This window comes from Streptomyces sp. NPDC048248, from assembly GCF_043201875.1.
Taxonomy (GTDB): Bacteria; Actinomycetota; Actinomycetes; order Streptomycetales; family Streptomycetaceae; genus Streptomyces.
In genome coordinates this window covers 532079-558936 of sequence record NZ_JBICZL010000004.1, presented here as the reverse complement: position 1 = coordinate 558936, position 26858 = coordinate 532079, and the positions used below count along the sequence as shown (strand labels likewise).

Below are 26858 nucleotides of genomic sequence, written 5' to 3'. Positions count from 1 at the left end.
CGAGAAGCCGCCGAAGCCCTTCTTCTCGGCCAGCTCGCGCACCGCCGCGTAGGAGCCCGCGAATCCGATGGCCGCGATCAGCGCAGCCCCGGCGATGACCACACCGATCAGGATGCGGTGGGTACGAGTCAACTGCGCCGTCTGCGTCGCGGACACCCGCGGTCCCTCCCGGCCTCGGCGACATGACGCGCCTAGGGTGGCACACCTGTTCGCCGGCCGCCCCCGCAGGTGCCCCCGGCCGGGCCGGGGGCAGTCAGGGACGCGGTGCGGTCAGCGGGTTCGTCAGCTGTTCGCCTTGATGACGGCGGTGACCGCTTCCTTGGCGGCGGCCTGGGCCTTCTTCAGCAGGTCGTCGGACTTCGGGGTGTCGCCGCCGGCGAGGCCCGCGCCGTTGTAGTTGAGGGTCACCACGATGTTGGCCGTGCGGGCGATCACCGTCGTGTTCTTGAAGTCGTTGTCGTCCTTCTTCAGGTCGTAGGTGACCGAGGTCGCCTCGTCGCCGGTACCGGACGACTGGACCGTCTTGACCTTCTTGGCGCCCTCGGCCGTCTTCGCGCCGGCGACCTGCTTGCCGTAGAACTCCCGGGCGCGCTGCTCGCCGGAGCCGAGCGACGCCTCGGAGTCGTAGCGCTGGTAGCCGATGTCCAGCCAGCGGAACTGGGTGCCGTCGACGCCCTGGGCGTCCGAGCTGTTCCAGGCGCAGGTGCCGTGCGCGGAGTTGTCGTTGGACTTGCCCCGCTCCCCGGACTCGTCCTTCGCCTTGGGAAGCAGCTTCTTGACGGTGTCCTTGGAGAACGCCTCGCACGGGTTCGGCAGCTTCTTGTACTTCGCGGCCGCGACGGTCGGCGACGGGCTGCCCGCCTTGCCGGAGGTGTCGGAGGAGGCGGAGTCGCCGGAGCCCTCGGAGTCCGAGCCGGAGCAGCCGGCGACGAGCATCACCGGTACTGCGGCGCAGGCGAGAAGGCTGGCGAGTCGCTTGGCTGAACGGTGCATGGTTCCTTCGCTGTTCGTCGTCGTGAAGTCGGCGTGGCGCGACCGTGGGGGTCGCCCGTGGCGGCGAGTCCTGCCGCACACGCAGGGCAGGGCTAGACGGCACGGTACGCGGCGGAACGGGATGGGTGGCCGATTCGTGTCGTTTGCGACATCGGGCAAAGGCGATTCACCCGCCACTAAAGGGCAAATGGTCCTATTCGGACTTCAGGGACTATTCGTTGAACCGCTCGACCAGCTCGCCGGCCAGCGAACGGGCCCTGTCCTGCAATTCCTGGCTCTCGGGCAACATCGACTTGTCGGTGGACCACTGGTCGTACCCGATCGTCACAATCACATTCGACGTGCGGAAGACCACAGTCACATCTCGGTGCAGGCCGGAGTCCGCGGTGATCAGTTTGTCGTTGAGGAACGCCGCGTCGCCGAGGTCGTCCAGCACGCGCGGGGCGGTGGAGCTGTCCGGGGCCGTGCTCGCGTCGGAGGACGCCGAGGGGTCGGCGGACGACTTGCCGCCGTCGTCGGGGGTCTTGCCCGCCGCGCCCTTGCCTGCGCCGGTCCCCTTGGCCGTTCCGGCGCCCTTGTCCGTCCCGGCTCCCTTGCTGTTCGTCGCGGACGGGGACGCGGGCGGGGAGCTGGGGGCGTCCGGGCCGGTGTCGCCGGACGGGATGTCCGCGGCCAGCTCCTTGTCCGCGTAGATCTCCTGCGCCTTGTCCTCGTCGCTGACGGCGGCGTCGTAGGAGACCACCCGCTGGATGTCCAGGCTCAGATGACGGGTGCCCGCGGCGGTCTCGCGCTTCCAGCGGCAGCCGACACGGCGGTCGGTGTCATACGTGATGTCCGCCTCGCCGTCGTAGATCTTCTCCGCTTCGGTCTGCGAGGGCTGCCGGCCGTCGCCGGGCAGCATGCCCCGGAGCGTGCCGCGGGCGGGCAGCCCGCAGGCCTCCGGGAGGGTCTGATAGCGGCCGGGCTCCGCGGCCTGGCTCGACGAGCTGGCGCCGCCGGCCTTGGCGTCGGCGGCGTCGTCATCGGTGCTGGAGCCGCCGGTGCAGCCGGCGAGGCCGACGGTCAGGGCCGCTGCGGCCACCAGTGCGGCGCCGGGTACGAACGACTTGCGTGGCATCGTTCGCGGCTCCTTCCCTGCGAAATGCGGTTGCCGCCGGGCGGCGGGCGATGGACACAATGTGTACCGCACGTCTTGCCGCGCACGCCGGTCCACCGTCCCACATCGGATGAGTTGTCCGTCTTTTGCGTTTTCTGTTTTTTCGGGGGAATGAGGGAGTCATGTCGTACACCGAGGTGCCCGGTGCACAGGTGCCGATCCGGATGTGGGCGGACCCGTCCACGGTCGAGGGTGTCGCCATGCAGCAGCTGCGCAATGTCGCCACGCTGCCGTGGATCAAGGGCCTCGCCGTGATGCCGGACGTGCACTACGGCAAGGGGGCCACCGTCGGCTCGGTGATCGCGATGCACGGTGCGGTCTGCCCGGCGGCGGTCGGCGTCGACATCGGCTGCGGGATGAGCGCGGTGAAGACCTCCCTCACCGCCGAGGACCTCCCGGGAGATCTCTCCCGGCTCCGCTCCAAGATCGAGGAGGCCATCCCGGTCGGCCGCGCGATGCACGACAGCCCGGTCGAGCCGGGCCGGATGCACGGATTCCCTTCGGCCGGCTGGGACGACTTCTGGGCGCGGTTCGACGGAGTCGCCTCGGCGGTCAAGTTCCGTGAGGAGCGGGCCGTCAAGCAGATGGGCTCGCTGGGCGGCGGCAACCACTTCATCGAGTTCTGCCTGGACGAGGCGGGCGCGGTGTGGCTGATGCTGCACTCCGGCTCCCGGAACATCGGCAAGGAGCTGGCCGACTTCCACATCGGGCAGGCGCAGAAGCTGCCGCACAACCAGGGGCTCGTCGACCGCGACCTGGCCGTCTTCGTCTCGGACACCCCGCAGATGGCGGCGTACCGCAACGACCTGTTCTGGGCGCAGGAGTACGCCAAGAACAACCGCGCGATCATGATGGCGCTCTTCCAGGACGTCGTCCGCAAGGAGTTCAAGAAGGCGCGTCCGACGTTCGAGGCGGTGATCTCCTGCCATCACAACTACGTGGCGGAGGAGCGGTACGACGGGATGGACCTGCTGGTGACCCGTAAGGGCGCGATCCGGGCGGGCAGCGGTGAGTTCGGCATCATTCCGGGCTCCATGGGCACCGGTTCGTACATCGTGAAGGGTCTCGGCAACTCCGCGTCCTTCAACTCCGCCTCGCACGGCGCCGGTCGGAAGATGAGCCGGAACGCCGCGAAGAAGCGCTTCTCCACGCGGGATCTGGAGGAGCAGACGCAGGGCGTGGAGTGCCGTAAGGACGTCGGTGTGGTGGACGAGATCCCTGGTGCGTACAAGCCGATCGAGAAGGTCATCGATCAGCAGCGGGACCTGGTGGAGGTCGTCGCCAAGCTCAAGCAGCTGGTGTGTGTGAAGGGCTGAGCCGGTGGGCGGGGCCGTCCGTGGACGGTCGCGCTGCCGACGCGGCAAGGAGCCGGGACGCCCGAGGAGGGTGTCCCGGCTCCTTGCCGTGCGGGGGGCGGTGCGGGCGGGGCGCCGCACCGAGGTGTCATGTGGTGCGGTGCACCTTGGAGTTGGAAGCCTGGGCGCGCGGGCGGACCACCAGCAGGTCGATGTTGACGTGCGAGGGGCGGGTGATCGCCCAGGTGATGGTGTCGGCGACATCGTCGGCGCTGAGCGGTTCCGCGACGCCTTCGTAGACCTTGGCGGCCTTGGCCTCGTCGCCGCGGAAGCGGGTGGTGGCGAACTCGTCGGTCTTGACCATGCCGGGGGCGACCTCGATGACCCGTACGGGCTGTCCGCACAGCTCCAGGCGGAGCGTCTCGGCGAGGACGTGCGCGCCGTGCTTGGCGGCCACGTAGCCGCCGCCGCCCTCGTAGGTGGCGAGGCCGGCGGTGGACGACAGCACCACGACGGTGCCGTCGCCCGAGGCCGTCAGCGCGGGCAGCAGCGCCTGGGTGGTGTGGAGTACGCCGAGGACGTTGACCTCGTACATCGCGCGCCAGTCGGCGGGGTCGCCGGTGGCGACGGGCTCCGCGCCGAGGGCTCCGCCAGCGTTGTTGACCAGGACGTCGCAGCGGTCGAGGCCGGCCGCGAAGGCGTCGACCGCGGCGCGGTCGGTGACATCGAGGGCGTACGCCTCGGCGTGCGGCAGCTCGGCGGCGAGTGCCTCGATGCGGTCCTTGCGGCGGGCGGTCAGCACCACGCGGTAGCCGGCATCGGCCAGCGCTCGCGCGGTCGCGGCGCCGATGCCGCTGCTGGCTCCGGTGACGACGGCGGTACGGGCGTCAGCGGTACGGGCGTCGGCGGTCATGGCGCTCTCCTCGGGCCTGTGGCGTGTGGTGCGCGCCGCTTCGGGTGCAAAACGGCGGCTGCGGTCTGCCGGATCGCGGTCCGCGGGTGGTGGCCGCGGTGCCCGGCCAGGATATGCAGCCGTGGTCAGCGGCCTCGCGGGGCATACATGATCACGGCCATGCCCGCCAGGCAGATCAGGGCGCCGATGACGTCCCAGCGGTCGGGGCGGTAGCCGTCCGCGACCATGCCCCACGCCAGTGAGCCGGCCACGAACACGCCGCCGTACGCGGCGAGGATCCGGCCGAACTCGGCGTCCGGCTGGAGCGTGGCGGCAAAGCCGTACACGCCGAGGGCGATCACTCCGGCGCCGATCCAGAGCCAGCCCCTGTGCTCGCGGACTCCTTGCCAGACCAGCCAGGCACCGCCGATCTCGAAGAGGGCGGCCAGCACGAACAGCAGGACGGAGCGGGCGGTCAGCATGGGGACAGCGTAAGGACGCGTCAGGGACGTCGGGATACGTGTGCGGGGCGGGTGTCAGTGGGGTGTGAGAGCTTCGGGGCATGCTCATCGAACGTGCTTACGTGGACCTTCCGCAGGGGGAGGGGACGCCGGAGGACGGCTGGCCCTGGACGGTGCCGTGTGTGCGGCAGCTGGTCGAGGAGGGGCTGCCGTTCCGGGCGCCTGTGACGTTCCTCGTGGGGGAGAACGGCTCGGGGAAGTCGACGCTCGCGGAGGCGCTTGCGGAGGCGTTCGGAGTGGATTCCTACGGCGGTTCGGCCGGGTACAAGTACGCGAGCTCGCGGGAGCCGTCGGTGCTCGGCCGGGCTATGCGGTTCGACCCGACGGCGGTCGGGCGCCGGATGGTGCGTGGGCCGCGCACCCGTAGGCGCGGCTTCTTCCTTCGGGCGGAGACGGCTCTGGAGGCGCTGAGCCGGGAGCGGCTGTCGCAGGCCCCTGGCGACATGAGTCACGGCGAGGGCTTCCTGATGGCCTTCCGGGAGAAGTTCGCCCAGCCGGGGCTGTATGTGATGGACGAGCCGGAGGCCGCGCTGTCCTTCACCTCCTGCCTTGAACTGGTCGGGTTGATGAGCGACTTGGGGAGTGGTGGTGCGCAGATCATCTGCGCCACGCACTCCCCGCTGCTGACGGCGCTGCCCGGCGCCGCGATCGTCGAGGTCGGTGACCACGGCATGCGGCAGGCGCAGTGGGCGGAGCTGGGTCTCGTCGATCACTGGCGCCGCTACCTCAAGGACCCGCAGGCGTATCTACGGCATGTGCTCCCGCGGTGAGGCCGCCGGGCGCCTGGGTGGCTTCGGGAGCCGGGACGCCACCGGTCCAGTGGCTGAGGGCGTCACGGAGTGCTGAGGCGCGCTCGGCGGGGGCGGCGGAGTCGTCGGCCCAGGCGATATAGCCGTCGGGGCGGACCAGGAGCGCCGTGCGCCGAGCGCCCTCCCAGGAGGTGTGCAGGAAGCGGTCATCGGGCTGGCCGGTGGTTTCGCCGGCCGGGGTGATGAGGACGAACCTGCCCTGGCGCAGGAGTGCGTGGAGGCGGCGGCCGTCGGCCAGGCGGAGGTCGGGGGCGCGGCGGCCGGTGAGCGGGTGGGCGCCGGGCGGGGCAGCGTAGTGGATGCCGATGCCGGAGAGGTTGAGCATCGCGCGCCGGGAGAGCGGCCGAAGGCGGTTGAGGAGTTGGGCCACGAGGGCGCGGGCCGCGCGCCCCGGCGGGGTGTGCAGCAAAGCGAGCCGCACGATGGCGCCGCTGCTGCGCAGGACCTGCTTGCCCACCGGGTGACGCTCGGCGTGGTAGCTGTCCAGCAGGCTGTCGGGGGCGCGACCGCGCAGTACCGCGGCGAGCTTCCAGCCGAGGTTGGCGGCGTCCTGCAGCCCGGTGTTCATACCCTGGCCGCCGGCGGGGGAGTGCACATGGGCGGCGTCGCCTGCGAGGAAGACGCGGCCCACGCGGTAGTCCGGCACCTGGCGTTCGTCGCTGTGGAAGCGGGAGATCCAGCGGGCGTCGTGCATGCCGTAGTCGCTGCCGAGGGCGAGCCGGGTGACGGTGCGGACCTCGTCGAGGTCGGCCGGTACGGAGTCGTCGGCCTGGCGGTGGCGGTTCCAGCCGATGACGCGGTACCAGCCGTCGCCGAAGGAGCCGATCAGGGCCAGGGCGTCACTGGTGGCGTTGACGGTGAAGGGGGAGTCGGGCTCCTGCGCGAGGCGAACGTCGGCGAGGACGAGGGAGCGGATGGCGGACCGCCCGGGGAAGGGCAGGCCCAGGGCCTCACGGATGGTGCTGCGGACGCCGTCGGTGCCGACCAGATACGCGGCGCGGGTGCTGCGGACGCCCCGAGGGTCACGGACGCGGGCCGTCACGCCGCCGGCGTCCTGCTCCAGACCCAGCACCTCGCTGTCGTACCGGAAGGTGACGCCTGCCCGGCGGGCGCGCCGCTCCAGCAGCCGCTCCACCTCGAACTGCGGGGTGACCAGCACGAACGGGAAGCGGGACGGGAGCGCCGTCGGGTCGAGGGTGGCACCGCCGAAGAGGCGGAGCCCGGTGAGCGGGTGGCCGCCGGCGACCAGCTCGTCGGCGAGTCCGCGGGCGTCGAGCTGCTCCAGGGTGCGGGCGTGCACGACCAGGGCGCGGGTGAGGTTGCTGATCGTGTCGGCGCGCCGCTCCAGGAGGGTGACGCGCAGACCGGCCTCGGCGAGATCCCCGGCCAGCAGCAGGCCCGTCGGGCCTGCCCCCACGACGAGGACATCGGGGGCAGGGGCATCGGCCCCGCCACCGGGCGGGCGCACAGGGGAGATGCCCGGGCCGGTGACCGCGCCCGTGTCCTGACCGGTGTCCGGATCGGTGTCCGGATCAGTGCGCGTGACGCTGCTCGGGTCGGTGGTGCCGGGTTCGCGGTGGGTGTCCGACATGGCTGCCCCTCCTGTGCCAACAGGTGTTGGTCAACGCTTGTTGGCAAGCGTAGAGCGCCCGCTTCTGGCGTGTCAACGAGCGTTGGCCTACATTTGTGGGCATGGCCGAACCCGCACCGCCCGCCGAGGCCGCGCCCGCGCCCGCACCCGCGCCCGGGGAACCCACCTCAGGGGCCCCCGCCCGCCCCCGCCGCTCCGAGGTCACCCGCGCCGCGATCCTCGCCGCCGCGAAGGACCGCTTCGCCGCCGACGGCTACGAGCGCGCCACCATCCGCGCCATCGCGCGCGAGGCCGGCATCGACCCGTCGATGGTGATGCGCTACTACGGCAACAAGGAGGGCCTGTTCGCGGCCGCTTCGGAGATCGAGGTGCGCGCCCCCGACCTCACCGGAGTGCCGCATGACGAACTCGGCGCCCGGCTCGTACGCCACTTCCTGGAGCGCTGGGAGGGCGACGAGACGCTGACCGGCATGCTGCGCGTCGGTGTCACCAACGAGGCGGGCGCCGACCGGGTGCGCGGCGTGTTCGCCGGCCAGGTGCGCCCGGTGCTCGCCGCCGTGTGTCCGGTTCCCGAGGAGGCCCCGGCCCGTGCCGCGCTGATCGCCTCGCAGATCCTCGGGATGGCGCTGTGCCGCTATGTGCTGCACTTCCCGCCGGCCGTCGGTCTCAGCCACGACGAGGTCGTCGCCTGGCTGGCGCCCACGATCCAGCGCTATCTGACGGCCGAGAGCCCGGACGGGCCGGAGCCCTCCTGACGGTCGGGTGCGGTGTCCGAGGGGCGGGCGTCCGAGGGGCGGGCGTCAGCGGGCGTAGGCCGTGGGAGGGACGCCGACGGTCGCGGTGACATCGCGGACGAGATGCGCCTGGTCGCTGTAGCCCAGCTCGGCGGCGAGCGCGGGCCAGTCGACCTCCGCGTCGGACGCGGCGCGCTCCAGGGCCTCGTGGACGCGGTAGCGCAGCAGCACCCACTTGGGGCTGACCCCGACGTATCCGGCGAACAGCCGCTGCAAGGCCCGTACGGACATGCCCTCGGCCCGCGCGAAGTCCGCGACGCGGCGGATCGAGCGGTCCGCGCGGATCCGGCCGGCCAGCCCCATCGCGAGTTCGGTCTGTTCCAGGAGCCGCGGTTCGGTGTGCAGCAGCGAGGTCAGCACGGTGTCGAGCGCGGCCACCCGGTCGTCCTCCGCATCGGGTCCGAGCACTGCCCGCGCGGCTTCCGCCGCGGCGGTCCCGCGCCCGCCTTCCGTGGTCCCGTCGGCGGGGGAGGCGGCCGCAGCAGGGTCCTCCTCGGTCTCGAAGAGCACCTCGAGCGGCAGCCGGCGCCCGGTCCAGTCCGTGGCCGGCCGCGACGGGGCGAACGGGCGGAAGCCACCCGGCCGGAACTGCACCCCGCACACCCGGCCGCGCCCCGTCAGCTTCTTGGAGAACAGCTCCAGCCCGACGCCCGCGACCTCGCCGAATCCGGGGCGGTCCGCATAGCGCTGGAAGACGAGGTTCACGCACGGGTGCGGGACGACATGGGTGGCGTACGGCTCGGCCAGATCCCAGTCGATCAGCCAGTAGTGCTCCACGTACGGGCGCAGCGCGGCGGCGGGGGTGCGGCGGCGGAACTGCACCCGGGTGAAGAGTTCCGGGGCGTCGACGATGCCCCGGGTATCGCGCCGTGGAGCGGCCATGCAAGAAATCCTAGGCGCGACCCCGCGGGTGCGACGGCTGCCGCTGTCGCGTTTTTTCAAGCCGTCCCCTGCGCCCGGTCGTAGCGTCGACGGCATGACGGACATCACAGGCATGACGGACGAAGAGCGGCGCACCTCCGGGCGGGAAGAGCGTCCCGCCCCGATCAGCGAGCTGCTCGACGCGGCGGCGGAGGCGGCGCTTCCGGTGCTGCGCGCGGTCGCCGACGACCGGCTGGGGCAGCGGACACCCTGCACCGAGTACGACGTGCGCTCGCTGATCAACCACCTCTTCCAGGTGGTGGTCGCCTTCCAGACACTGGCAGGCAAGAAGGAGGTGGACTTCGGACACACGCCCGACCGGCTCGCCGAGTTCGGTGCGCGCTGGCCCGATCGCTTCGCCGAGGAGAGCGCCCGGCTGGTCGAGGCCTGGTCGGCACCGGGCGCGGAGGAGGGCCTCACCGGCGGGATGAACCTCCCCGCGCGGACGGTCGGCCGGATGGCGCTGCTGGATCTGACGGTGCACGCCTGGGACATCGCCCGGGCGATCGGCCGGCCGTACACGCCGGCGCCCGGATGTGTGCCCGAGCTGCGGGAACTGGCCGCAGAGATGGGGCCGACGGCCCGGAAGATGCAGGTCTTCGGTGAGCCGGTCGCGGTGCCGGCGGGTGCGTCCGAGTTCGACGAGCTGCTGGCGGCCACCGGCCGCGACCCGGGGTGGACCGGCTGAGGCGCGTCCTCGGGGAGGTGCGCCGACCGCTTCCGGCCCGGTGACGGCGTCGCCGTTTCCGGCCGAGCGGTGCAGGGGCCTTCCCGCCGTTTCCGGCCCTGCGACCTGCCGGCTTCCCCGCCGCCTCCGACGGCGTCCCGCCCCGGGCGCGTCGCGGTCCTTCGGGACGCCCCGCGGACACGGCAGGGACATGGCCCGATTGCACCCGTCCCGCCCACCACCGCTGCCTAGGGTGTGGACCGAGACGGGAGGCCCGCACATGCATCAGCCCGGCCCGAACGCCCGGCAGCCGAAGTCCGCGACACGGTCGAAGCCCGCGACCGCACCGGGACGCCAGCCCGGGGACCCGGCATCGGCGGGGCCGCCGCCCGGTCAGGACCCGCTCCCCCAAGCGCTGATCGACTTCTACGGGCTGGCGCCGCTGCCCCGCGAGGGCGGGCGGTTCCGGCGTACCTGGGCGGGGCCGGAGCGTGCCGACGGGCGGCCCGAGGGATCGGCGATCGTCATGCTGCTGACCTCGGAACCGGACGATTTCTCCGCTCTGCACCGGCTGCCGGCCGACGAGATCTGGCACTTCTACCGCGGCGATCCGCTCACCCTCCTCCTGCTGTCCGAGACGGGCCCGGACGGCGCGCGGGGCGACGGCCGGGGAGTCGGTGGCGGCGCCAGGTCAGTGGTGCTGGGCCCGGACGTACTCGGCGGGCAGCACGTCCAGTTCACGGTGCCGGCCGGCACCTGGATGGGCGCCGCGGTCGCCGAAGGAGGGGCCTGGACGCTCTTCGGCTGCACCATGGCGCCCGGCTTCACCTTCGCGGACTACGAGCACGGGGACGCCGCCGAACTGGCCGCGCGCTTTCCCCAGGAGGCAGCGCGGATCGCCGCGCTGAGCCGCCCATGACAGGACAGCCCGACACGCCCGACACTCCGCCCACCGGCACGCCCGGCCCCGCCGATGCCGCGGCCGCCCGCCGGACGCTCCCCGACCTCACGGGCCAGGTCGTCCTCGTCACGGGGGCGGGCGGTGGGATCGGCGGCGGCATCGCCTTTCGGTTCGCCGCCGCGGGTGCCGCGGTGGTGGCGCATTTCCGTACGCGGGGCGAGGCCGCGCGGGCGCTCGTGGCGCGCATCGTGGAGAGCGGCGGCAGCGCGCTGGCGCTGGGCGCCGACCTGGCGGAGGAGGCGGAGTGCCACCGCCTGGTGCGGTCGGCCGCCGACTGGCGTGGCCGGCTGACCGCGCTGGTGAACAACGCGGGGGTGCAGCCGGTCCAGGCGCTGGAGGGGATGTCCCTCGCGGACTGGCGGGCGGTGGCCGATACCAATGTGCACAGCGTCTTCGCCTGCACCCAGGCCGCTGCCGCCGTCATGCGGGAGGGCGGCGGCGGGTCGGTGACCCATGTCGCCTCCATCGAGGCGGACCGCCCGGCACCCTTGCACGCCCACTACAGCGCGTCGAAGGCCGCGGTGGTGATGCACGCGCGCTCCGCGGCGCTGGAGTACGGGGCGTACGGCATCCGCGTCAACAGCGTCTCGCCGGGCCTGATCGCGCGTCCCGGTATCGAGGCCGACTGGCCGGAGGGCGTGCGGCGCTGGCAGGACGCGGCACCGGCGCGCCGGTTGGGGCGGCCCGAGGACATCGGCGACGCCTGCGTCTTTCTCGCCTCGCCGATGGCTTCCTGGATCACCGGTCACGATCTTGTCGTCGACGGCGGTGTCTCGGCCCGCCCCACCTGGTGAGCGAAGGCCCGCCCGGGCCCCGGACGCGGCACCGTACGGCTCGCGCACGGGCTCGGGGGCCACGCCTCTCGGCCCGCCGCCGCACCGGGGCGGTGGCTCAGGGCCAGACCAGGCAGTACGCCTCGTGCCCCGCTTCGTGCAGCCGGTGGCTGAAGTCCTGCCACTCGTGGAGGAGCTGGTAGACGGTGAAGGCGTCCTGCGGGCCGCCGCGGTCGGGGACGGTGGACCAGATGAAGGCCGCCGCGCCGACGGACTCCTCGCCGACCCCGCGCAGCGGGTCGACGACCGTCATGGGGAGTTTGACGACGGCGTAGTCGGGGTGGAGGACGACGAGTTCGAGCGGCGGAACCTTGTGGAGCGGTATGCCCTCTATACCGGTGAGGACCATGGCGGCCATCGTCTCGGGCTTGATCTTCGTGAACATGCCGCCCATGCCGAGTTCATCGCCGCCGAGTTCCTCAGGACGCATGGAAATCGGCACCCGGGCCGCAGTCGCGCCGTTCGGCGCGCCGAAGTATTTGTACGTCACCCCCATGCGGCCGCCTCTGTTTTCCCCACCCTGGATGCCCTCGGTGTCCTCACGCCGGTGGCGACCGCGCTGGGCGCGCTCGGGACCCCGGTCGTCGGTCCCCTCGCCCAGTCCGCCACCGCGATGCATATCTCCACCCGACCACTCGCAGCCACAGCCGCGCAACCCGATCATCGTCTCAGAGACCTCCCCAGTAAGCGGCGTGTGAAACGCCCGGCCGCACGCCCCTGCGCGCCTCTGAGACCATTGCTTGCGTGACTTACTCGTACGACGGCCCAGTTTCGCAGATGCGAGGGGGCTGACGCCCGGTAGAGAGCAAGAGGAATCAAAAAGGGACCGAGTGGGAACCCAGCGGCGCCTACAGGTGGTACGCGAGGGGATTCCCGCACCGTTGTCAGCCGGGCCGCGTCCGAGTGCCGCCGCCCTCCCTCCGTTAATGCAGGTCAGGATCACAGTGTCTTTTCCGTATGAAGCCCCTGTTTCGCAGTCGCTGTTCGACCGCGCGTCCGCGGTGACGCCCGGCGGCGTCAACTCTCCGGTGCGGGCTTTCCGCGCCGTGGGTGGTACGCCCCGGTTCATGGTGTCCGGTACCGGTCCGTACCTCACCGACGCCGACGGTCGCGAGTACGTCGACCTCGTGTGCTCGTGGGGACCGATGATCCTCGGCCACTCGCATCCCGCGGTGATCGCCGCGGTCCAGGAGGCGGTCGCCCGCGGCACGTCCTTCGGTACGCCCGGCGAGGGCGAGGTCGAACTCGCCGAGGAGATCGTGGCGCGGATCGCCCCGGTCGAGGAGGTGCGACTGGTCTCCAGCGGCACCGAGGCGACCATGTCGGCGATCCGTCTCGCGCGCGGCTTCACCGGCCGGGCGAAGGTGATCAAGTTCGCGGGCTGCTACCACGGGCACGTGGACGCGCTGCTGGCAGCTGCCGGCTCGGGCGTGGCGACTTTCGGCCTGCCCGACACCCCGGGGGTGACCGGTGCGCAGGCCGGCGACACGATCGTGCTGCCGTACAACGACATCGACGCCGTCCGTGCCGCGTTCGCCGCGCACCCGGGGGAGATCGCCTGTGTGATCACCGAGGCCTCGCCCGGCAACATGGGCGTGGTCCCGCCGCTGCCCGGTTTCAACCAGGGGCTGAAGGACACGTGCGCGGAGCACGGCGCGCTCTACATCTCCGACGAGGTGATGACGGGCTTCCGCGTCAGCAAGGCCGGCTGGTACGGCATCGACGGGGTGCGCCCCGACCTGATGACCTTCGGCAAGGTCATGGGCGGTGGCTTCCCGGCGGCGGCGTTCGGCGGGCGTGCCGACGTGATGGCGCATCTCGCGCCGGCCGGCCCCGTCTACCAGGCGGGCACCCTGTCCGGGAACCCGGTCGCCACCGCCGCCGGCGTCGCGCAGCTGCGGCTGCTGGACGACGCCGCGTACGAGAGCGTCGACGCGGTCTCCGCCGAGGTGCGCGGGCTGGTCACCGCGGCGCTGGCGAAGGAGGGCGTCGCGCACCGGCTGCAGGTCGCGGGCAACATGTTCTCGGTCTTCTTCACGGACGCCGAGGTCACCGACTACGACGCGGCCAAGACGCAGGAGGCGTTCCGCTTCACCGCCTTCTTCCACTCGATGCTGTCGCAGGGGGTCTACCTTCCGCCGTCCGCCTTCGAGTCGTGGTTCGTCTCCACCGCGCACGATGCCGCCGCCGTCGAGCGGATCGCGGCGGCGCTGCCGGCCGCCGCGCGGGCCGCGGCCGAGGCGACGGCCTGACCGAGCGCGTTCCGACGGCGTGCCGACGGCGGTGCGGCCGTGGACGTGTCGTGTGACGTGCCAGGGTCCGGCCGGGGGACCGGCCGGGCCGGCGACTGCATGCAGAGGACTGAATGAATGGGTGACATGAGCAGCGAAGACATCACCGTCGTGCACCTGATGCGGCACGGCGAGGTGCACAACCCCGAGGGTGTTCTCTACGGGCGCCGGGCCGGCTATCACCTCTCCGACCTCGGCCGGAAGATGGCCGACCAGGTGGCGGAGCATCTCGCGGAGCGGGACATCACGCATGTCGTCGCCTCCCCGCTGGAGCGCGCGCAGGAGACGGCGGTGCCGATCGCCGGGGCGCACGGGCTGGAACTGGCCACCGACGAGCGGCTCATCGAGGCGGCCAACGTCTTCGAGGGGAAGACCTTCGGGGTCGGCGACGGCGCGCTGAAGAAGCCCGGCAACTGGAAGCACCTGACGAATCCGTTCCGGCCGTCCTGGGGCGAGCCGTACATCGAGCAGGTGGTCCGGATGATGGCGGCGCTCGCCACGGCGCGGGACGCGGCCCGCGGGCACGAGGCGGTGGCGGTCAGCCATCAGCTGCCGATCTGGATCGTGCGCAGCTTCGCCGAGCGGCGCCGGCTGTGGCACGACCCGCGGAAGCGGCAGTGCACCCTCGCCTCGCTGACGTCCTTCACCTTCCACGGTGACCGGATCATTTCGGTCGGCTACAGCGAGCCCGCGCGCGACCTGGTTCCGTCCCACCTGCTGGCCGGCGCCAAACCCGCCAAGGGGAAGTCCAAGGCTTTCGGGGCCTGACTGCCCATCAATTGGCGGTACGTCAACAACAGGCAAAATGACAAACATGAGCGATTAATTCGGAACCGTCGTGCCCGGCATGCCCTCTTCCCCGATGTCCGTTTATATGGATATTGAGTTCGGCGAGCACGGATGGGGACGACGGTATGCACTCGATCAGTCGACGGGGCCTGCTGGGCACGGTGGTCGGGGCGGCTGCGGCGATGGGGGTCGGCGGCTGTTCCCTGGGCTCGGACGACGCCGCGGACAAACAGCGGGTGAAGAATTCGGTACAGGCCAGGTCGAGGCCCATCGGTGACGGCTCGACCGCGAATTCCGGACCTCAGCCCCATCAGCCGAAGAAGCCCGAGCGGCTGGAGCCGGGTCAGACGCCGCCGCAGTTCGTCGTCTTCTCGTGGGACGGAGCGGGAGAGGTCGGCAACGGCCTCTTCCCGCGTTTTCTCCGGCTTGCGAGGGACCATGGCGCGGCCATGACGTTCTTCCTCTCCGGGCTGTATCTCCTGCCGGAGTCGAAGAAGCACCTCTACCGCCCGCCGAACAACCGCACCGGCGCCTCCGACATCGGCTACCTCACCGATGAGCACATCAAGGAGACGCTGAAGAACGTACGCGCGGCATGGCTGGACGGCCACGAGATCGGCACCCACTTCAACGGCCACTTCTGCTCGGGCTCCGGGACGGTCGCGCAGTGGACGCCGGAGCAGTGGCGCTCCGAGATCGACCAGGCGATGGATTTCGTCACCAAGTGGCGTACGAACACCGGCTTCAGTGACGTGGAGCCGCTGCCGTTCGACTACCGCAAGGAATTGGTGGGCGGCCGCACGCCCTGTCTCCTCGGCCAGGAGAATCTGCTGCCGACGGCCAAGGATCTCGGCTGGCGCTATGACGCGAGTTCGCCCGGCGGACTCCAGATGTGGCCCAAGAGGAAGCAGGGAATCTGGGACTATCCGCTCCAGCAGATTCCCTTTCCGGGTCACTCGTTCGAGGTCCTCTCGATGGACTACAACATCCTCGCCAACCAGTCGAAGAACTCGACAAAGGCACCCTCGTCCAACTACCCGGGGTGGCGACAGCAGGCCACCGACGCCTATATCTCGGGATTCCAGCGGGCGTACCAGACCAATCGCGCACCGTTTTTCATCGGGAATCACTTCGAGCAGTGGAACGGCGGCATCTATATGGATGCCGTCGAGGAAGCGCTCAAGCACATCGCGAACGAGCAGAACAAGGATGTGCGCCTGGTGTCCTTCCGGCAGTTCACCGACTGGCTCGACGTCCAGGACCCGCAGGTCCTGAACAAGCTCCAGGGGATGGGCGTCGGCGAGCGTCCTGCCGGCGGCTGGCGCACGTTCCTCTCCGCGGCCTGAAGTCCGCCCGGCCGGGGCGCCCACGGGCTCGCAGGGGCCCGTGACATGCCGATTCGCGTGGCGTGCGACGGTGTGAGGGGGGCGCGGAAGATCCGGAAATGGCCCATGCGAAACTTTTCACATGAGTGCTTGCCGCGCCCCACGCCGCCTCACGAGCCGACGCCGCATCACCCTGCTCGCCGCAGGGGCCGCGGCCGCTTCGCTGACGCTGAGCGCCTGCGGCGACGGCGCCTCCGGCGGCTCGGCGCAGACCCGCTTCGTCCAGGGCAAGAACGGCGTCGACACGGTGCCGAAGGGCGAACGGCAGCCCGCCCCGGCCCTCTCCGGTGAGACCACCACCGGAAAGCAGCTCGACGTCGCGGACTACAAGGGCAAGGTCGTCATCCTCAACGTCTGGGGATCGTGGTGCGGGCCGTGCATCGCCGAGGCGCCGAACTTCACGAAGGTCGCCAAGGACACCGAGGGCAAGGGCGTGCAGTTCATCGGGATCAACACCCGTGACTCGGAGAAGTCGCAGGCGACGAGCTTCGAGGAACAGCACGACGTGCCCTACCCGAGCCTGTTCGACCCGACGGGCAAGCTGATGCTGCGATTCCCCAAGGGCAGCCTCAACCCGCAGTCCATCCCCTCCACGATCGCCATCGACCGTCAGGGCAAGGTCGCCGCGCGTTCGATCGGCCCGCTCGCGGAGGACGATCTGCGCAAGATGATCGAACCGCTGATCGCCGAGAAGTGATCGCGTGATCGAGCTCGCCGCCGAGGCCGCGCAGAACCAGACCGTCCTGACCGGCGCCCTGCTGGCCGCCGTACCCGTCGCACTGCTCGGCGGGCTGGTCTCCTTCTTCTCGCCCTGCGTCCTGCCGCTGGTGCCCGGCTATATGTCGTATGTCACGGGCGTCACCGGTACGGACCTCGCCGAGGCCCGACGCGGCCGGATGCTGGCCGGGGCCTCGCTCTTCGTCCTCGGCTTCACCGCCGTCTTCGTCTCCGGCGGCGCCCTCTTCGGCTTCTTCGGCCAGACCCTCCAGGAGTACAAGGACGTCATCTCGCGGGTCCTGGGCGCGCTGATGATCCTGCTCGGCCTGGCGTTCGCGGGCATCCTCAAGCGTTTCGGGCAGCGGGAGCTGCGGTTCCACAAGAAGCCCGCCATGGGACTGCTGGGCGCGCCGGTGCTCGGGGTGCTGTTCGGCGTCGGCTGGACGCCGTGCCTCGGCCCCACTCTCACCGCCGTCAACACCCTCTCGATCTACCAGGCCAGCGCGGCCCGCGGCGCCCTGCTGACCGTGGTGTACTGCCTGGGCCTGGGCCTGCCGTTCATCTTCGTGGCGCTGGCCTTCCGCCGGGCGCTCGGCGCGTTCGGCTGGGTCAAGCGCCACTACCTGTGGGTCATGCGGGCCGGCGGCGGCATGATGGTCGCGCTCGGCATCCTCCTCGTCACCGGCGTCTGGGACAGCCTGATGTCCGAGCTCCAGGGCTGGACGCAAAGCTTCACCGTTGGGATCTGATTGATGTCCACCAAGACCGACACGCCCCGCGACCCGGGCGGCGGCCCGGACCCCGGCGCGCAGGCCGCCGCGGACGCGGGCACGGATCTCGGCGCGGCCGGATCCCAGCTCTCCACCGCCCCCACGGAGGACGTCAGCTTTCCCTCGCTCGGCCCGGTCGGCTGGGCGCGGTGGTTCTGGCGGCAGCTCACCTCGATGCGGGTGGCGCTGCTGCTGCTCTTCCTGCTGTCGATCGGCGCGATCCCCGGTTCGCTGATTCCGCAGACCAGCATCGACCCGGTGAAGGTCGACCAGTTCAAGGCCGAGCACGACACCCTGGGCGCGCTCTACGACAAGCTGGGGATGTTCCACGTCTACAGCTCGGTGTGGTTCTCGGCGATCTACCTGCTGCTGTTCATCTCCCTCATCGGCTGCATCGTGCCGCGCAGCTGGCAGTTCGTCGGGCAGCTGCGCAGCCGTCCGCCGGCCGCCCCGCGCCGGCTCACCCGGCTGCCCGCGTACACCACGTGGCGCACCGACGCCGACCCCGAGGAGGTGCTCGGCGCGGCGCAGCGGCTGATGCGCAAGCGGCGGTTCCGGGCGCACCGGGCGGGTACGGCGGTGGCCGCGGAGAAGGGTTATCTGCGCGAGACCGGCAATCTGCTCTTCCACCTCGCGCTGATCGTGATGCTGGTGGCGTTCGCCGTCGGCAGCCTCTGGAAGTCCGAGGGCGGCAAGCTGATCACCGAGGGGGACGGCTTCTCCAACAGCCTCACCCAGTACGACGATTTCAAGTCCGGTGCGTTCTTCGACACCGACACCATGGAGCCGTTCGGCTTCTCGCTCGACAAGTTCGAGGCGACCTACGAGCGCTCCGGCCCGCAGAAGGGCACCCCGCGCGTCTTCCGCGCCCATGTGCGGTACTTCTCCGGCGCGGACGGCAAGGAGCACAAGACCGCGATCGAGGTGAACACCCCGCTCGACATCGCGGGCTCGAAGGTCTACCTGCTCTCGCACGGCTACTCCCCGGCGGTCACCGTCAAGGACGGCCGCGGCAAGGTCGTCTACAAGGGCGCGGTGCCCTTCCTCCCGCAGGACCCCAAGAACTTCACCTCCACCGGTGTGGTGAAGGTGCCGGGCGCGCAGACCAAGGACGGCAAGCGCAACCAGCTCGGCTTCCAGGGCTTCTTCGTGCCGACGTTCGGCGGCAAGGGCTCCGGCTCGATGTTCTCCCAGTTCCCGGCGCTGGACTATCCGGTGCTGACGCTGACCGCCTACCACGGCGACCTGGGCGTCGACTCCGGACTGCCGCAGAACGTCTACCAGCTGCAGAAGAAGAACCTGAAGCAGTACAAGGTCAACGGCGCCCCGTTCGCCAAGATGATGCTGCCCGGCGAGACCATGAAGCTGCCGGGCGGTGACGGCAGCATCGAGTTCACCGGCATCAAGAGCTGGGCCAGCTTCAAGATCACTCACCAGCCGGGCAACGGCCTCGCGCTGGGCGGCGCGGTGGCGGCCCTGGTGGGCCTGGCAGGTTCGCTGTTCATCCAGCGGCGCCGGGTGTGGATCCGGGTGGAGCGGGTCGAGGAGAACGGCGTGGGCGTCACCGTCGTCGAGATGGCCGGCCTCGGCCGCAGCGAGTCGCCCCGGCTCCCAGAAGAGCTGGGCGATCTCGCCGAGGCGCTGGCCCCGCACGCCCCCGTCGCGCCGGACGGGCCCGACGCGTCCGGGACAGGTGCCGGATCCGGCACCGGCCCCGCATCCGAAGACCCGGCGGAGCCCACCGACTCCACCGACCCTGCTGACCCCTCTGAAGGAGCGCGCGCGTGAACATCGCTGCCGCAGCCAACGAGACGCTGGCGCACAACAGCAATCTGCTGGTCTATTCGGCGATGGCGGTCTACACCCTCGCCTTCCTCGCGCACCTCGCCGAGTGGGTGTTCGGCAGCCGCAGCAAGGTCGGCCGCACCGCGGCGGCGCTGACCGCGCAGGTCAGGACGCCCGCCGCGGCGAGCACCACGGCGCACAAGGGCGGCACGGCCGTACTGGAGCGCCCGAAGGTCATCACCAAGAGTGCCGCCGGCAGCCGCGACGTCCCCGACGGGCCGGGCGCCGCGGGCGGCACGGAGAAGGGCGACCTCTACGGCCGGATCGCCATCTCGCTGACCGTCCTGGCCTGGGCGATCCACGTGGCCGGTGTGGTCGCCCGCGCCCTGTCCGTGGAGCGTGCCCCCTGGGGCAACATGTACGAGTTCTCCACCACGTTCGCCGCGGTCGCGGTGGGCGCGTACCTGATCCTGCTCGCGCTCAAGAAGAACGTCCGGTGGATCGGGCTGCCGCTGATCACCACGGTCCTGCTGGACCTCGGCCTGGCCGTCTCGGTGCTCTACACCGCCAGCGACCAGCTGGTGCCCGCGCTGCACTCCTACTGGCTGTGGATCCACGTCAGCTGCGCGATCATCTCCGGCGCGGTGCTCTACCTCGGCGCCGTCGCCACCCTGCTCTTCCTCTTCCGCGACCGCCACGAGGCCAAGCTCGCCGACCCGGCGGGCCCGCAGCCCGGCGCCTTCGCCACGTCGGTGCTGGAGCGGCTGCCGTCGGCGGCCTCGCTGGACAAGTTCGCCTACCGGGTCAACGCCACCGTCTTCCCGCTGTGGACGTTCACCATCATCGCGGGCGCCATCTGGGCCGAGGCCGCGTGGGGCCGCTACTGGGGCTGGGACCCCAAGGAGGTCTGGTCCTTCATCACCTGGGTCGCCTACGCCTGCTACCTGCACGCCCGGGCCACCGCGGGCTGGAAGGGCCGCAAGGCCGCCTGGCTCGGTCTGGTCGCCTTCCTCTGCTACCTCTTCAACTACTACGGCGTGAACATCTTCGTCACCGGCCTGCACTCCTACGCGGGAGTCTGAAGGCCCGCCGCCGCCCGTCGGGGTTGCTCCGACCGGCGGCGCACGCCGCGCGCTGCTCTGCGCATCACGGTGCCGTACGCGATCGTGGGCTCATGGAGAGTCCGATCCCGTACGGCACCGTCGTTTCCGGCGGGGAGACGCAGTCCCTTTCCTTCGCACTGCGTTTTCCCCAGCCTGTGGAGGAAGTCTGGGCGGCGGTCGCCACCCCCGGAGGGCTGGCCTGCTGGCTCGCCGCCGCCGCGCCCTTCGGCAGCGTCAGGGCGGCGCGATCACCTTGCGCTGGCTGGACCCGGACGAGCACGGCGCCGCGACCGTCGCCCCGGGCCGCGTCACCGGGTGGGGCCCGAGCCGGCTCGCCGAGTACACGGTCGACGCGCACGGCCGGATCCGGTTCGAGCTGATCGCGGCTCCCGGCCGGGCCGCGGACGGCGCACCCGGCACCCGGCTGCGCTTCACCAACGAACTGGTCGCGCCCTACAGCGCGGCCCTGCGCCATCTGGCCGGCTGGCACCAGCACTTCGAGTTCCTGGCCGAGGCGCTGGCCGGCCGGTCCGCGGACTGGCGGGCGTGGAACCTCGAACGCTGGCGCGCGCTGCACGGCGCGTACGAGCGCGCCCGCTGAGCACCTGCCCGGCAGTCCTTCAGCGGCGTTTGCGGTCGCCGTGTTCCTGGACCGGTGGCTGCTGGCCTCCCCCCGGCAGCATCGGCTTGGGCAGCCGTGTCAGGTCCTGCTGTGCGGCGGCCAGCTGCTCGGCGGTGTCCCGTGGCAGGGGCGGGGGGAGGGGCGCCGGGCGGCCGAAGCCGAACGCCGACGTCAGGTCCCCGAAGGTCTCGCGCCGCCAGTCGCTGATGTTGGGCTCCTGCACGCCGGTCCAGCGCTCCAGGAACTGCAGTACGGAGGTGTGGTCGAAGGCGTCGCCGGCCGCCCAGCCGCCCACCGTCCAGGGCGAGACGATCAGGCAGGGGACGCGGAACCCGCCGCCGATCGGCAGACCCCGGACGAACTCGTCCGGTGTCCCGGGGGGCGGCACCGGCGGCGGCACATGGTCGAACAGGCCGTCGTTCTCGTCGTAATTGAGGATGAGGACGGTCTTGCGCCACACCTTCGGGTTGGCGGCGATGGCCTCGATCTTCCGCGCGACGTAGGCGGCGCCGGCGGCCGGCAGGTACTCCGGGTGCTCGGACTGCGGGCCGGTGGGGATCAGCCAGGAGACGGCCGGCAGCCGGTCGAGGCGGGCGTCGTCCTCGAAGGTGCCGGCCGGCTGCGATCGCATCCCGCGCTCGAACAGCGGATCGCCGGGCCCGGCCTCCCGGAAGCGCTGGAACTGCTCCAGCAGATTGCAGCCGTAGTCGTCCTCCTCCTGGTAGACCCGCCAGCTCACACCGGCCTCCTGGAGCCGCTCGGCGTATGTCTTCCAGCGGTAGGGCTGGGGCGCGGTGTTGTTGAGGACCGGGCCGCCCAGGGTGCCGCCCGGGTCGAGGGTGCCGGTCATCCAGTAGAGCCGGTTGGGCCAGGTCGGGCCGAAGACCGAGCAGAAGTAGTTGTCGCAGAGGGTGAAGGTCTCGGCGAGTGCGAACTGGAAGGGGATGTCCTCGCGGGTGTGGTAGCCCATCACGTACGGACCGTTCAGCCCGTCGGCCTTGCGGTGCGCGGGCAGCCAGCGGTCCATCTTCCCGTCGTTCCACGCCTCGTGCTGCACGGACCAGGCGTGGCTGGTGGACGGGATGGCCTGGGCGCTGGAGGTGCGGGTGTCGAGGCGGAACGGCAGCAGATAGCCGTCCGGGTGCTCCGCGTCCGGCTGGTGGAAGACGGACCGGCCGCTCGCCAGGGTGAGCGCGTCGGGATCGGCGAAGCCGCGGACACCGCGCAGGGTGCCGAAGTAGTGGTCGAACGAGCGGTTCTCCTGCATGAGCAGGACGACATGCTCGATGTCGTGCAGCGAGCCGTGCGGTGGGGGTCCGGCGGCGACGGCCTTTCGGACACTGGGCGGCAGCAGTGACAGCGCGGCGGCGCCACCGATCGCGCCGGCCGCGGAGCCGAGGAGTCTGCGTCGGGTCATAGCGGGCATATGGGCCACTCTCCCTGAGACGCGTGAACCCGGGGCGCACCCTGTTGACGGCGCCGGAGGCCTGGATTGCCCGCGGCAGGGGGATAGCTGAGCGGTGCATCAATGTGCCGTGCGAAGGCGCCAGTTGACCGGCGGCGAGCGCGCGCGGACCGGGCGACACGCGGGCCCGCGGGGGCCCGCCGACACGGCGCGCACCCGCCTTCTGGCGCCGTGTCAGGACACGCGGTCGAGGCCCGGAGTTCCCTCGGGTGCAGGGTAGGGCTGCTCCACCGGAAGCAGCGCGGCCGCCCGCGCCGTCCCGCCGGAGCGGACCAGTGCGTGGATCTCGTGCGCCAGCGGTGTCACGTCGGTGATGCCGACCGTCCACTCGTCGGCGTAACGGCGCGACGCCTCACCGGCGAGGCCCAGCTGCAGCGAGCGGTACGGCAGCTGCTGAAGCCGCAGATCGCGCTCCGGATCCCACTGCACCCGCACCGGCGACGTCTTCAACCGCTGCTGCCAGGCGGCGCGGTCGGGGTGAACGGCGGCGTCGTGGTGCGACAGGCAGGCGTGGCGCAGCGCCCAGTCGAAGCCGGCCCGGTCGATCTCGACGGCGAGCACCGTCTCCTGGTCGGCCTTGGTGCCCCAGCCGCAGCGGTACATCATCCACAGGAACGACGGCTTGATCCACGTCATCCGCTCCCGCTTCCAGGCGGCCGGGAAGCGGCCCTGCCGTGCGGCGGGGAGGCCGAGCGCCGGCGCGTACGCCTGGTAGACGGTGACGGTCCGTGCGGTGTGCAGCGCCCGGATACGGCGCCGCGGCTCGGCCGGAAGCGGCGGGCGCGGAGTGCGGGGCCGGGACGTGCGGAGTGGTGCTCATGGGGCGTCATCGTCGCGGACGCCGCGGTCGGGCGGCCAGTGAATTTCCCCGCGGAGCAGGCCGGTTGCCGTCCCCGGGGCGGGCGGCTCACTCGTCGCCGATGTCCTCGTTCCACAGCGCCGGGTGGGCCCCGATGAAGTCACGCATCATCGCCGCGCACCCGGGGTCGTCCAGCAGGACGATCCGTACGCCGTGCCGGGCCAGCCAGTCGTGCCCGCCGTGGAAGGTCCTGGCCTCGCCGATCACCACCCGGGAGATGCCGAACTGGCGCACCAGTCCGCTGCAGTACCAGCAGGGGGAGAGTGTGGTGACCATCGTCGTGCCGCGGTAGCTGCGCTGCCGGCCTGCCGCGCGGAAGGCGGCGGTCTCCGCGTGCATCGACGGGTCGTCGTCCTGGACGCGGCGGTTGCGGCCGCGGCCGAGCAGGGTGCCGTCCGGCCCGTAGAGCGCCGCGCCGATCGGGATGCCGCCCTCGTCCAGCCCGGCGCGCGCCTCGGCGACCGCGGTCTCCAGCATGGCGCGGGCCCGCTCCTGCAGATGGTCCGGGTGCCCGAACGGGTCGGAGTGGCCCGCGGTGCCGTGCAGCCGGAACTCGTCGCGGTCCTGTGCCCAGTCCTGATCCCGTGCCTGGTCCATGCCGGTCACTCTCCTCGCTCGGGGCCGACCCGGCAACGTGCGAACGGGCGAAGTACGGCCGTGACCGGCGGTGCGGCGGCCGGCGCACCCGCTCCGGGCCCGGGAGCCACGAGCTCCGGGAGCGTGTCAGCCCTTGCCGGGCGGCGGCGTGTCGTCGGGTCCCGGCGCGCCGTCGCGGGGGCCGTCCTCCTTGCGGCGCAGCTCCTCCTCGCGGCGGCGCAGGTCGGCCTCCCAGTCCTTGAGCAGCGCGTCATCCTTGGAGTTCCGGTCGTTGCCGCCCTTGGAGTGCTCGTCCCCGAGGGACTTGAGGAACTCCGGGTTGTCGTCCGGCGCGACCCACCGGGCGCGGCGGCCGCGGAGCCGGTCGGCGGGGGCGCCGCCGTCCGCCGGCGCATGCCTGACCTTGCCGGCGACCAGCCAGGCGACCGGCCCGATGAGCACCTCGCCGAACAGCAGGATGATGATCACCCAGACCACCTTGGGCAGCCCGCGCACCTGTGATTCCGGCGTGTTGAGGCAGTCGATGAAGGCGTAGATCCACAGTGCCAGCACCAGAAGGAACGGCAGATACCTGAGCATTGCGGAACGGGCCCCCTGCGAGCGGCGGCGGGCCCGCGGCGGGGCCCGGTGACCCGTACAGGGTAGTGCGTACCGGATACTGGGACGCATGGCTTATGACGATCTTCGCTCGTTCCTGCGCGCGCTCGACAGGGAAGGCGACCTCAAGCGCATCAAGGCCGAGGTCGACCCGTATCTCGAAGTCGGCGAGATCGTGGACCGGGTGCAGAAGGCCGGCGGCCCCGCGCTGCTCTTCGAGAACGTCAAGGGTTCGGCGATGCCGCTGGCCATGAACGTCTACGGCACCGACCGCCGGCTGCTGAAGGCCCTGGACCTCAAGGCGTACAGCGACATCAGCGACAAGATCGGCGGGCTGCTCAAGCCGGAGCTGCCGCAGGGCTTCGTCGGGGTGCGGGAGGCGTTCGGCAAGCTCGCCGGGATGACGCACGTGCCGCCGAAGAAGGTGAAGAGCGAGAGCGCCCCCGCCCAGGAGGTCGTGCTCACCGGCGACGACGTCGACCTCGACGCGCTGCCCGCGCTCTTCACCTGGCCGGAGGACGGCGGCTCCTTCTTCAACCTGGGGCTGACGCACACCAAGCACCCGGAGACGGGCGTACGCAACCTCGGCCTGTACCGCCTCCAGCGCCACGACAAGCGCACCATCGGCATGCACTGGCAGATCCACAAGGACAGCCGCAACCACTACCAGGTCGCGGCCAAGCGCGGTGAGCGACTGCCGGTCGCCATCGCCTTCGGCTGCCCGCCGTCCGTGACCTATGCCTCGACCGCCCCGCTGCCCGGCGATATCGACGAGTACCTCTTCGCGGGCTTCGTCCAGGGCAAGCGGATCGAGATGGTCGACTGCAAGACCGTGCCGCTGCAGGTCCCGGCGAACGCCGAGGTGGTGCTGGAGGGCTGGCTGGAGCCGGGCGAGATGCTGCCCGAGGGGCCGTTCGGCGACCACACCGGCTTCTACACGCCGCAGGAGCCGTTCCCGGCGCTGACCATCGACTGCGTCACGATGCGCAAGCGGCCGCTGCTGCAGTCGATCGTGGTGGGCCGGCCGCCGACCGAGGACGGGCCGCTGGGGCGGGCCACCGAACGGTTCTTCCTCCCGCTCCTCAAGATCATCGTGCCGGACATCGTGGACTACCACCTGCCGGAGTCCGGCGGCTTCCACAACTGCGCCATCGTCTCGATCGACAAGAAGTACCCCAAGCACGCCCAGAAGGTGATGCACGCCATCTGGGGCGCCCACATGATGTCGCTGACCAAGCTGATCGTCGTGGTCGACGCCGACTGCGATGTGCACAACCTCCACGAGGTCTCCTGGCGGGCGCTGGGCAACACCGACTACGCCCGCGACCTGACCGTCGTCGAGGGCCCCGTCGACCACCTCGACCACGCCTCGTACCAGCAGTTCTGGGGTGGCAAGGCGGGCATCGACGCGACGAGGAAGTTGCCCGAGGAGGGGTACACGCGGGACGGCGGCTGGCCGGAGATGGTCGAGTCCGACCCGCGCACGGCGGCGAAGGTCGACCGCCGGTGGAAGGAGTACGGCCTGTGACCAGCGCCGCCGCCGCAGTCCCGCAGCCGGGCAGGACCAGGTCCTTCCTCCGGCTGGTGATGATCGAGCACTCGGTCTTCGCGCTGCCGTTCGCCTATATCGCCGCGCTCACCGCGATGTTCCAGTGGGACCGGAACATCCACTGGGGCCGCCTGCTGCTCGTCACCGTCGCGATGGTCGGGCTGCGGACGTTCGCGATGGCCGCCAACCGCATCATCGACCGCGAGATCGACGCACGGAACCCGCGCACCGCAGGCCGTGAGCTGGTCACCGGCGCGGTGACGGTGAGGTCGGCGTGGACCGGTGCGCTGATCGCCGTCGTCGTCTTCCTGGGCGCGGCCGCGCTGCTCAACCCGCTGTGTCTGGCGCTGGCGCCGGTCGCGGTGATCCCGATGGTGGTCTATCCGTACGGCAAGCGGTTCACGCACTTCCCGCACGCGATCCTGGGGCTGGCCCAGGCGATGGGGCCGGTCGGCGCGTGGATCGCGATCAGCGGCACCTGGTCGTGGGACGCGGTCATCCTCGGTCTCGCGGTCGGTGTCTGGATCGGCGGCTTCGACCTGATCTTCGGCTGCCAGGACGTGCAGGCCGACCGGGCGCACGGCGTGAAGTCGGTGCCGGCCCGCTTCGGGATCCCGGCGGCGCTCCACGGCGCCCGCGCCTGCCACGCCGTCACCACCGGCCTGCTGGTCTGGTACGCGTTCGCCACCGGCGCGGGGGTCTGCTTCTGGGTCGGTCTGGTGATCGTGGCCGCGGCGTTCCTCTACGAGCACACGATCGTCCGCCCGCACGACCTGTCCCGGCTCAACCGGGCGTTCTTCACGGTCAACGGCTTCATCGGCATCGCGCTGTTCGCCTGCGCGTTGCTGGATCTGCTGGTGCGCGGCCTGTCGGTCTGACGGGCCGTGAGCGGCGGG

The 26858-nt window shown here is 71.3% G+C and carries 28 protein-coding genes; 16 read left to right on the top strand and 12 right to left on the bottom strand.

Annotation, left to right across the window (positions count from 1 at the left end; genetic code table 11):
* From ACGFZW_RS11425 to ACGFZW_RS11415, 3 genes are all read right to left on the bottom strand, one after another.
* On the bottom strand, positions 1-156 hold a 156-nt coding region (locus ACGFZW_RS11425; protein ID WP_393892857.1), incomplete at its 3' end, for a DUF2637 domain-containing protein.
* 126 nt (positions 157-282) lie between these two features.
* Positions 283-993, bottom strand: a complete 711-nt coding sequence (locus ACGFZW_RS11420) for a DUF3558 family protein (RefSeq protein ID WP_393892811.1) — start codon at positions 991-993, stop codon at positions 283-285.
* 211 nt (positions 994-1204) lie between these two features.
* Positions 1205-2110, bottom strand: a complete 906-nt coding sequence (locus ACGFZW_RS11415; protein WP_393892810.1) for a hypothetical protein — start codon at positions 2108-2110, stop codon at positions 1205-1207.
* Between the two features lie 161 nt (positions 2111-2271).
* On the opposite strand from ACGFZW_RS11415, the gene ACGFZW_RS11410 reads away from it, so the two are divergent.
* Entirely contained in the window at positions 2272-3465 is a 1194-nt protein-coding gene (locus ACGFZW_RS11410) for an RtcB family protein (RefSeq protein WP_393892809.1), read from the top strand.
* Positions 3466-3592: 127 nt separating this feature from the next.
* On the opposite strand, the gene ACGFZW_RS11405 is transcribed toward ACGFZW_RS11410, so the two are convergent.
* Together ACGFZW_RS11405 and ACGFZW_RS11400 are read right to left on the bottom strand one after the other, a co-directional pair.
* A complete protein-coding gene (locus ACGFZW_RS11405; protein ID WP_393892808.1) occupies positions 3593-4357 on the bottom strand; it encodes an SDR family NAD(P)-dependent oxidoreductase in 765 nt (254 codons plus the stop codon).
* A 125-nt stretch (positions 4358-4482) separates the two neighbouring features.
* Entirely contained in the window at positions 4483-4818 is a 336-nt protein-coding gene (locus ACGFZW_RS11400; protein WP_393892807.1) for a YnfA family protein, read from the bottom strand.
* Between the two features lie 80 nt (positions 4819-4898).
* Here ACGFZW_RS11400 and ACGFZW_RS11395 point away from each other — a divergent pair, with 80 nt between their 5' ends.
* The gene (locus tag ACGFZW_RS11395) at positions 4899-5627 is read left to right on the top strand and encodes an AAA family ATPase (RefSeq protein ID WP_393892806.1); all 729 of its coding nucleotides are present in this window, start codon (positions 4899-4901) and stop codon (positions 5625-5627) included.
* On the opposite strand, the gene ACGFZW_RS11390 is transcribed toward ACGFZW_RS11395, so the two are convergent.
* Positions 5584-7257 carry an FAD-dependent monooxygenase gene (locus ACGFZW_RS11390; protein WP_393892805.1) on the bottom strand — a complete coding sequence of 558 codons (1674 nt, stop codon included), beginning with the start codon at positions 7255-7257 and terminating at the stop codon, positions 5584-5586. The two genes, ACGFZW_RS11395 and ACGFZW_RS11390, sit on opposite strands and share 44 nt — an antisense overlap.
* Before the next feature lie 101 nt (positions 7258-7358).
* On the opposite strand from ACGFZW_RS11390, the gene ACGFZW_RS11385 reads away from it, so the two are divergent.
* On the top strand, positions 7359-8012 hold the full coding sequence (locus ACGFZW_RS11385) for a TetR family transcriptional regulator (RefSeq protein WP_393892804.1): 654 nt from the start codon (positions 7359-7361) through the stop codon (positions 8010-8012).
* Between the two features lie 45 nt (positions 8013-8057).
* Here ACGFZW_RS11385 and ACGFZW_RS11380 read toward each other — a convergent pair whose 3' ends face one another.
* Positions 8058-8933: a DUF6597 domain-containing transcriptional factor gene (locus ACGFZW_RS11380; RefSeq protein WP_393892803.1), complete on the bottom strand. Its 876-nt coding sequence runs from the start codon at positions 8931-8933 to the stop codon at positions 8058-8060.
* Between the two features lie 94 nt (positions 8934-9027).
* On the opposite strand from ACGFZW_RS11380, the gene ACGFZW_RS11375 reads away from it, so the two are divergent.
* The 3 genes from ACGFZW_RS11375 to ACGFZW_RS11365 all read left to right on the top strand — a co-directional run bounded on the left by ACGFZW_RS11375 (position 9028) and on the right by ACGFZW_RS11365 (position 11394).
* A complete protein-coding gene (locus ACGFZW_RS11375; protein ID WP_393892802.1) occupies positions 9028-9660 on the top strand; it encodes a TIGR03086 family metal-binding protein in 633 nt (210 codons plus the stop codon).
* A 259-nt stretch (positions 9661-9919) separates the two neighbouring features.
* On the top strand, positions 9920-10558 hold the full coding sequence (locus tag ACGFZW_RS11370; RefSeq protein WP_393892801.1) for a cupin domain-containing protein: 639 nt from the start codon (positions 9920-9922) through the stop codon (positions 10556-10558).
* On the top strand, positions 10555-11394 hold the full coding sequence (locus tag ACGFZW_RS11365; RefSeq protein ID WP_393892800.1) for an SDR family NAD(P)-dependent oxidoreductase: 840 nt from the start codon (positions 10555-10557) through the stop codon (positions 11392-11394). The genes ACGFZW_RS11370 and ACGFZW_RS11365 overlap by 4 nt, the downstream gene beginning before the upstream one ends.
* A 97-nt stretch (positions 11395-11491) precedes the next feature.
* Here the strand turns inward: ACGFZW_RS11365 and ACGFZW_RS11360 are convergent, their stop codons facing one another.
* A complete protein-coding gene (locus ACGFZW_RS11360) occupies positions 11492-12052 on the bottom strand; it encodes a hypothetical protein (protein WP_393892856.1) in 561 nt (186 codons plus the stop codon).
* A gap of 307 nt (positions 12053-12359) precedes the next feature.
* Here ACGFZW_RS11360 and hemL point away from each other — a divergent pair, with 307 nt between their 5' ends.
* The 8 genes from hemL to ACGFZW_RS11320 all read left to right on the top strand — a co-directional run bounded on the left by hemL (position 12360) and on the right by ACGFZW_RS11320 (position 20874).
* The gene (hemL, locus tag ACGFZW_RS11355) at positions 12360-13685 is read left to right on the top strand and encodes a glutamate-1-semialdehyde 2,1-aminomutase (RefSeq protein ID WP_393892799.1); all 1326 of its coding nucleotides are present in this window, start codon (positions 12360-12362) and stop codon (positions 13683-13685) included.
* Between the two features lie 126 nt (positions 13686-13811).
* Entirely contained in the window at positions 13812-14492 is a 681-nt protein-coding gene (locus ACGFZW_RS11350; RefSeq protein ID WP_393892798.1) for a histidine phosphatase family protein, read from the top strand.
* Between the two features lie 146 nt (positions 14493-14638).
* On the top strand, positions 14639-15859 hold the full coding sequence (locus ACGFZW_RS11345; protein ID WP_393892797.1) for a hypothetical protein: 1221 nt from the start codon (positions 14639-14641) through the stop codon (positions 15857-15859).
* A gap of 121 nt (positions 15860-15980) precedes the next feature.
* On the top strand, positions 15981-16595 hold the full coding sequence (locus tag ACGFZW_RS11340; protein WP_393892796.1) for a TlpA family protein disulfide reductase: 615 nt from the start codon (positions 15981-15983) through the stop codon (positions 16593-16595).
* Positions 16596-16602: 7 nt separating this feature from the next.
* The gene (locus tag ACGFZW_RS11335; RefSeq protein WP_393892855.1) at positions 16603-17364 is read left to right on the top strand and encodes a cytochrome c biogenesis CcdA family protein; all 762 of its coding nucleotides are present in this window, start codon (positions 16603-16605) and stop codon (positions 17362-17364) included.
* A gap of 3 nt (positions 17365-17367) precedes the next feature.
* Positions 17368-19173 carry a cytochrome c biogenesis protein ResB gene (locus tag ACGFZW_RS11330; RefSeq protein ID WP_393892795.1) on the top strand — a complete coding sequence of 602 codons (1806 nt, stop codon included), beginning with the start codon at positions 17368-17370 and terminating at the stop codon, positions 19171-19173.
* Positions 19170-20252 (top strand): c-type cytochrome biogenesis protein CcsB, encoded by a 1083-nt coding sequence (ccsB, locus tag ACGFZW_RS11325; protein ID WP_393892794.1) that lies wholly within the window; start codon positions 19170-19172, stop codon positions 20250-20252. Before ACGFZW_RS11330 ends, ccsB begins: the two co-directional genes overlap by 4 nt.
* A gap of 274 nt (positions 20253-20526) precedes the next feature.
* The gene (locus ACGFZW_RS11320; RefSeq protein ID WP_393892793.1) at positions 20527-20874 is read left to right on the top strand and encodes a hypothetical protein; all 348 of its coding nucleotides are present in this window, start codon (positions 20527-20529) and stop codon (positions 20872-20874) included.
* 19 nt (positions 20875-20893) lie between these two features.
* Here ACGFZW_RS11320 and ACGFZW_RS11315 read toward each other — a convergent pair whose 3' ends face one another.
* From ACGFZW_RS11315 to ACGFZW_RS11300, 4 genes are all read right to left on the bottom strand, one after another.
* Positions 20894-22321 carry an alkaline phosphatase family protein gene (locus ACGFZW_RS11315; protein WP_393892792.1) on the bottom strand — a complete coding sequence of 476 codons (1428 nt, stop codon included), beginning with the start codon at positions 22319-22321 and terminating at the stop codon, positions 20894-20896.
* Positions 22322-22534: 213 nt separating this feature from the next.
* Positions 22535-23110 (bottom strand): DUF4291 domain-containing protein, encoded by a 576-nt coding sequence (locus ACGFZW_RS11310; RefSeq protein WP_393892854.1) that lies wholly within the window; start codon positions 23108-23110, stop codon positions 22535-22537.
* A gap of 157 nt (positions 23111-23267) precedes the next feature.
* Complete coding sequence (locus ACGFZW_RS11305; RefSeq protein ID WP_393892853.1) at positions 23268-23696, bottom strand: nucleoside deaminase; 429 nt, start codon at positions 23694-23696, stop codon at positions 23268-23270.
* Positions 23697-23942: 246 nt separating this feature from the next.
* A complete protein-coding gene (locus ACGFZW_RS11300) occupies positions 23943-24395 on the bottom strand; it encodes a PLD nuclease N-terminal domain-containing protein (protein WP_393892791.1) in 453 nt (150 codons plus the stop codon).
* 88 nt (positions 24396-24483) lie between these two features.
* On the opposite strand from ACGFZW_RS11300, the gene ACGFZW_RS11295 reads away from it, so the two are divergent.
* On the top strand, positions 24484-25941 hold the full coding sequence (locus ACGFZW_RS11295) for a menaquinone biosynthesis decarboxylase (RefSeq protein ID WP_393892790.1): 1458 nt from the start codon (positions 24484-24486) through the stop codon (positions 25939-25941).
* Entirely contained in the window at positions 25938-26840 is a 903-nt protein-coding gene (mqnP, locus tag ACGFZW_RS11290) for a menaquinone biosynthesis prenyltransferase MqnP (RefSeq protein WP_393892789.1), read from the top strand. The genes ACGFZW_RS11295 and mqnP overlap by 4 nt, the downstream gene beginning before the upstream one ends.
* The last annotated feature ends 18 nt before the right edge of the window (positions 26841-26858 follow it).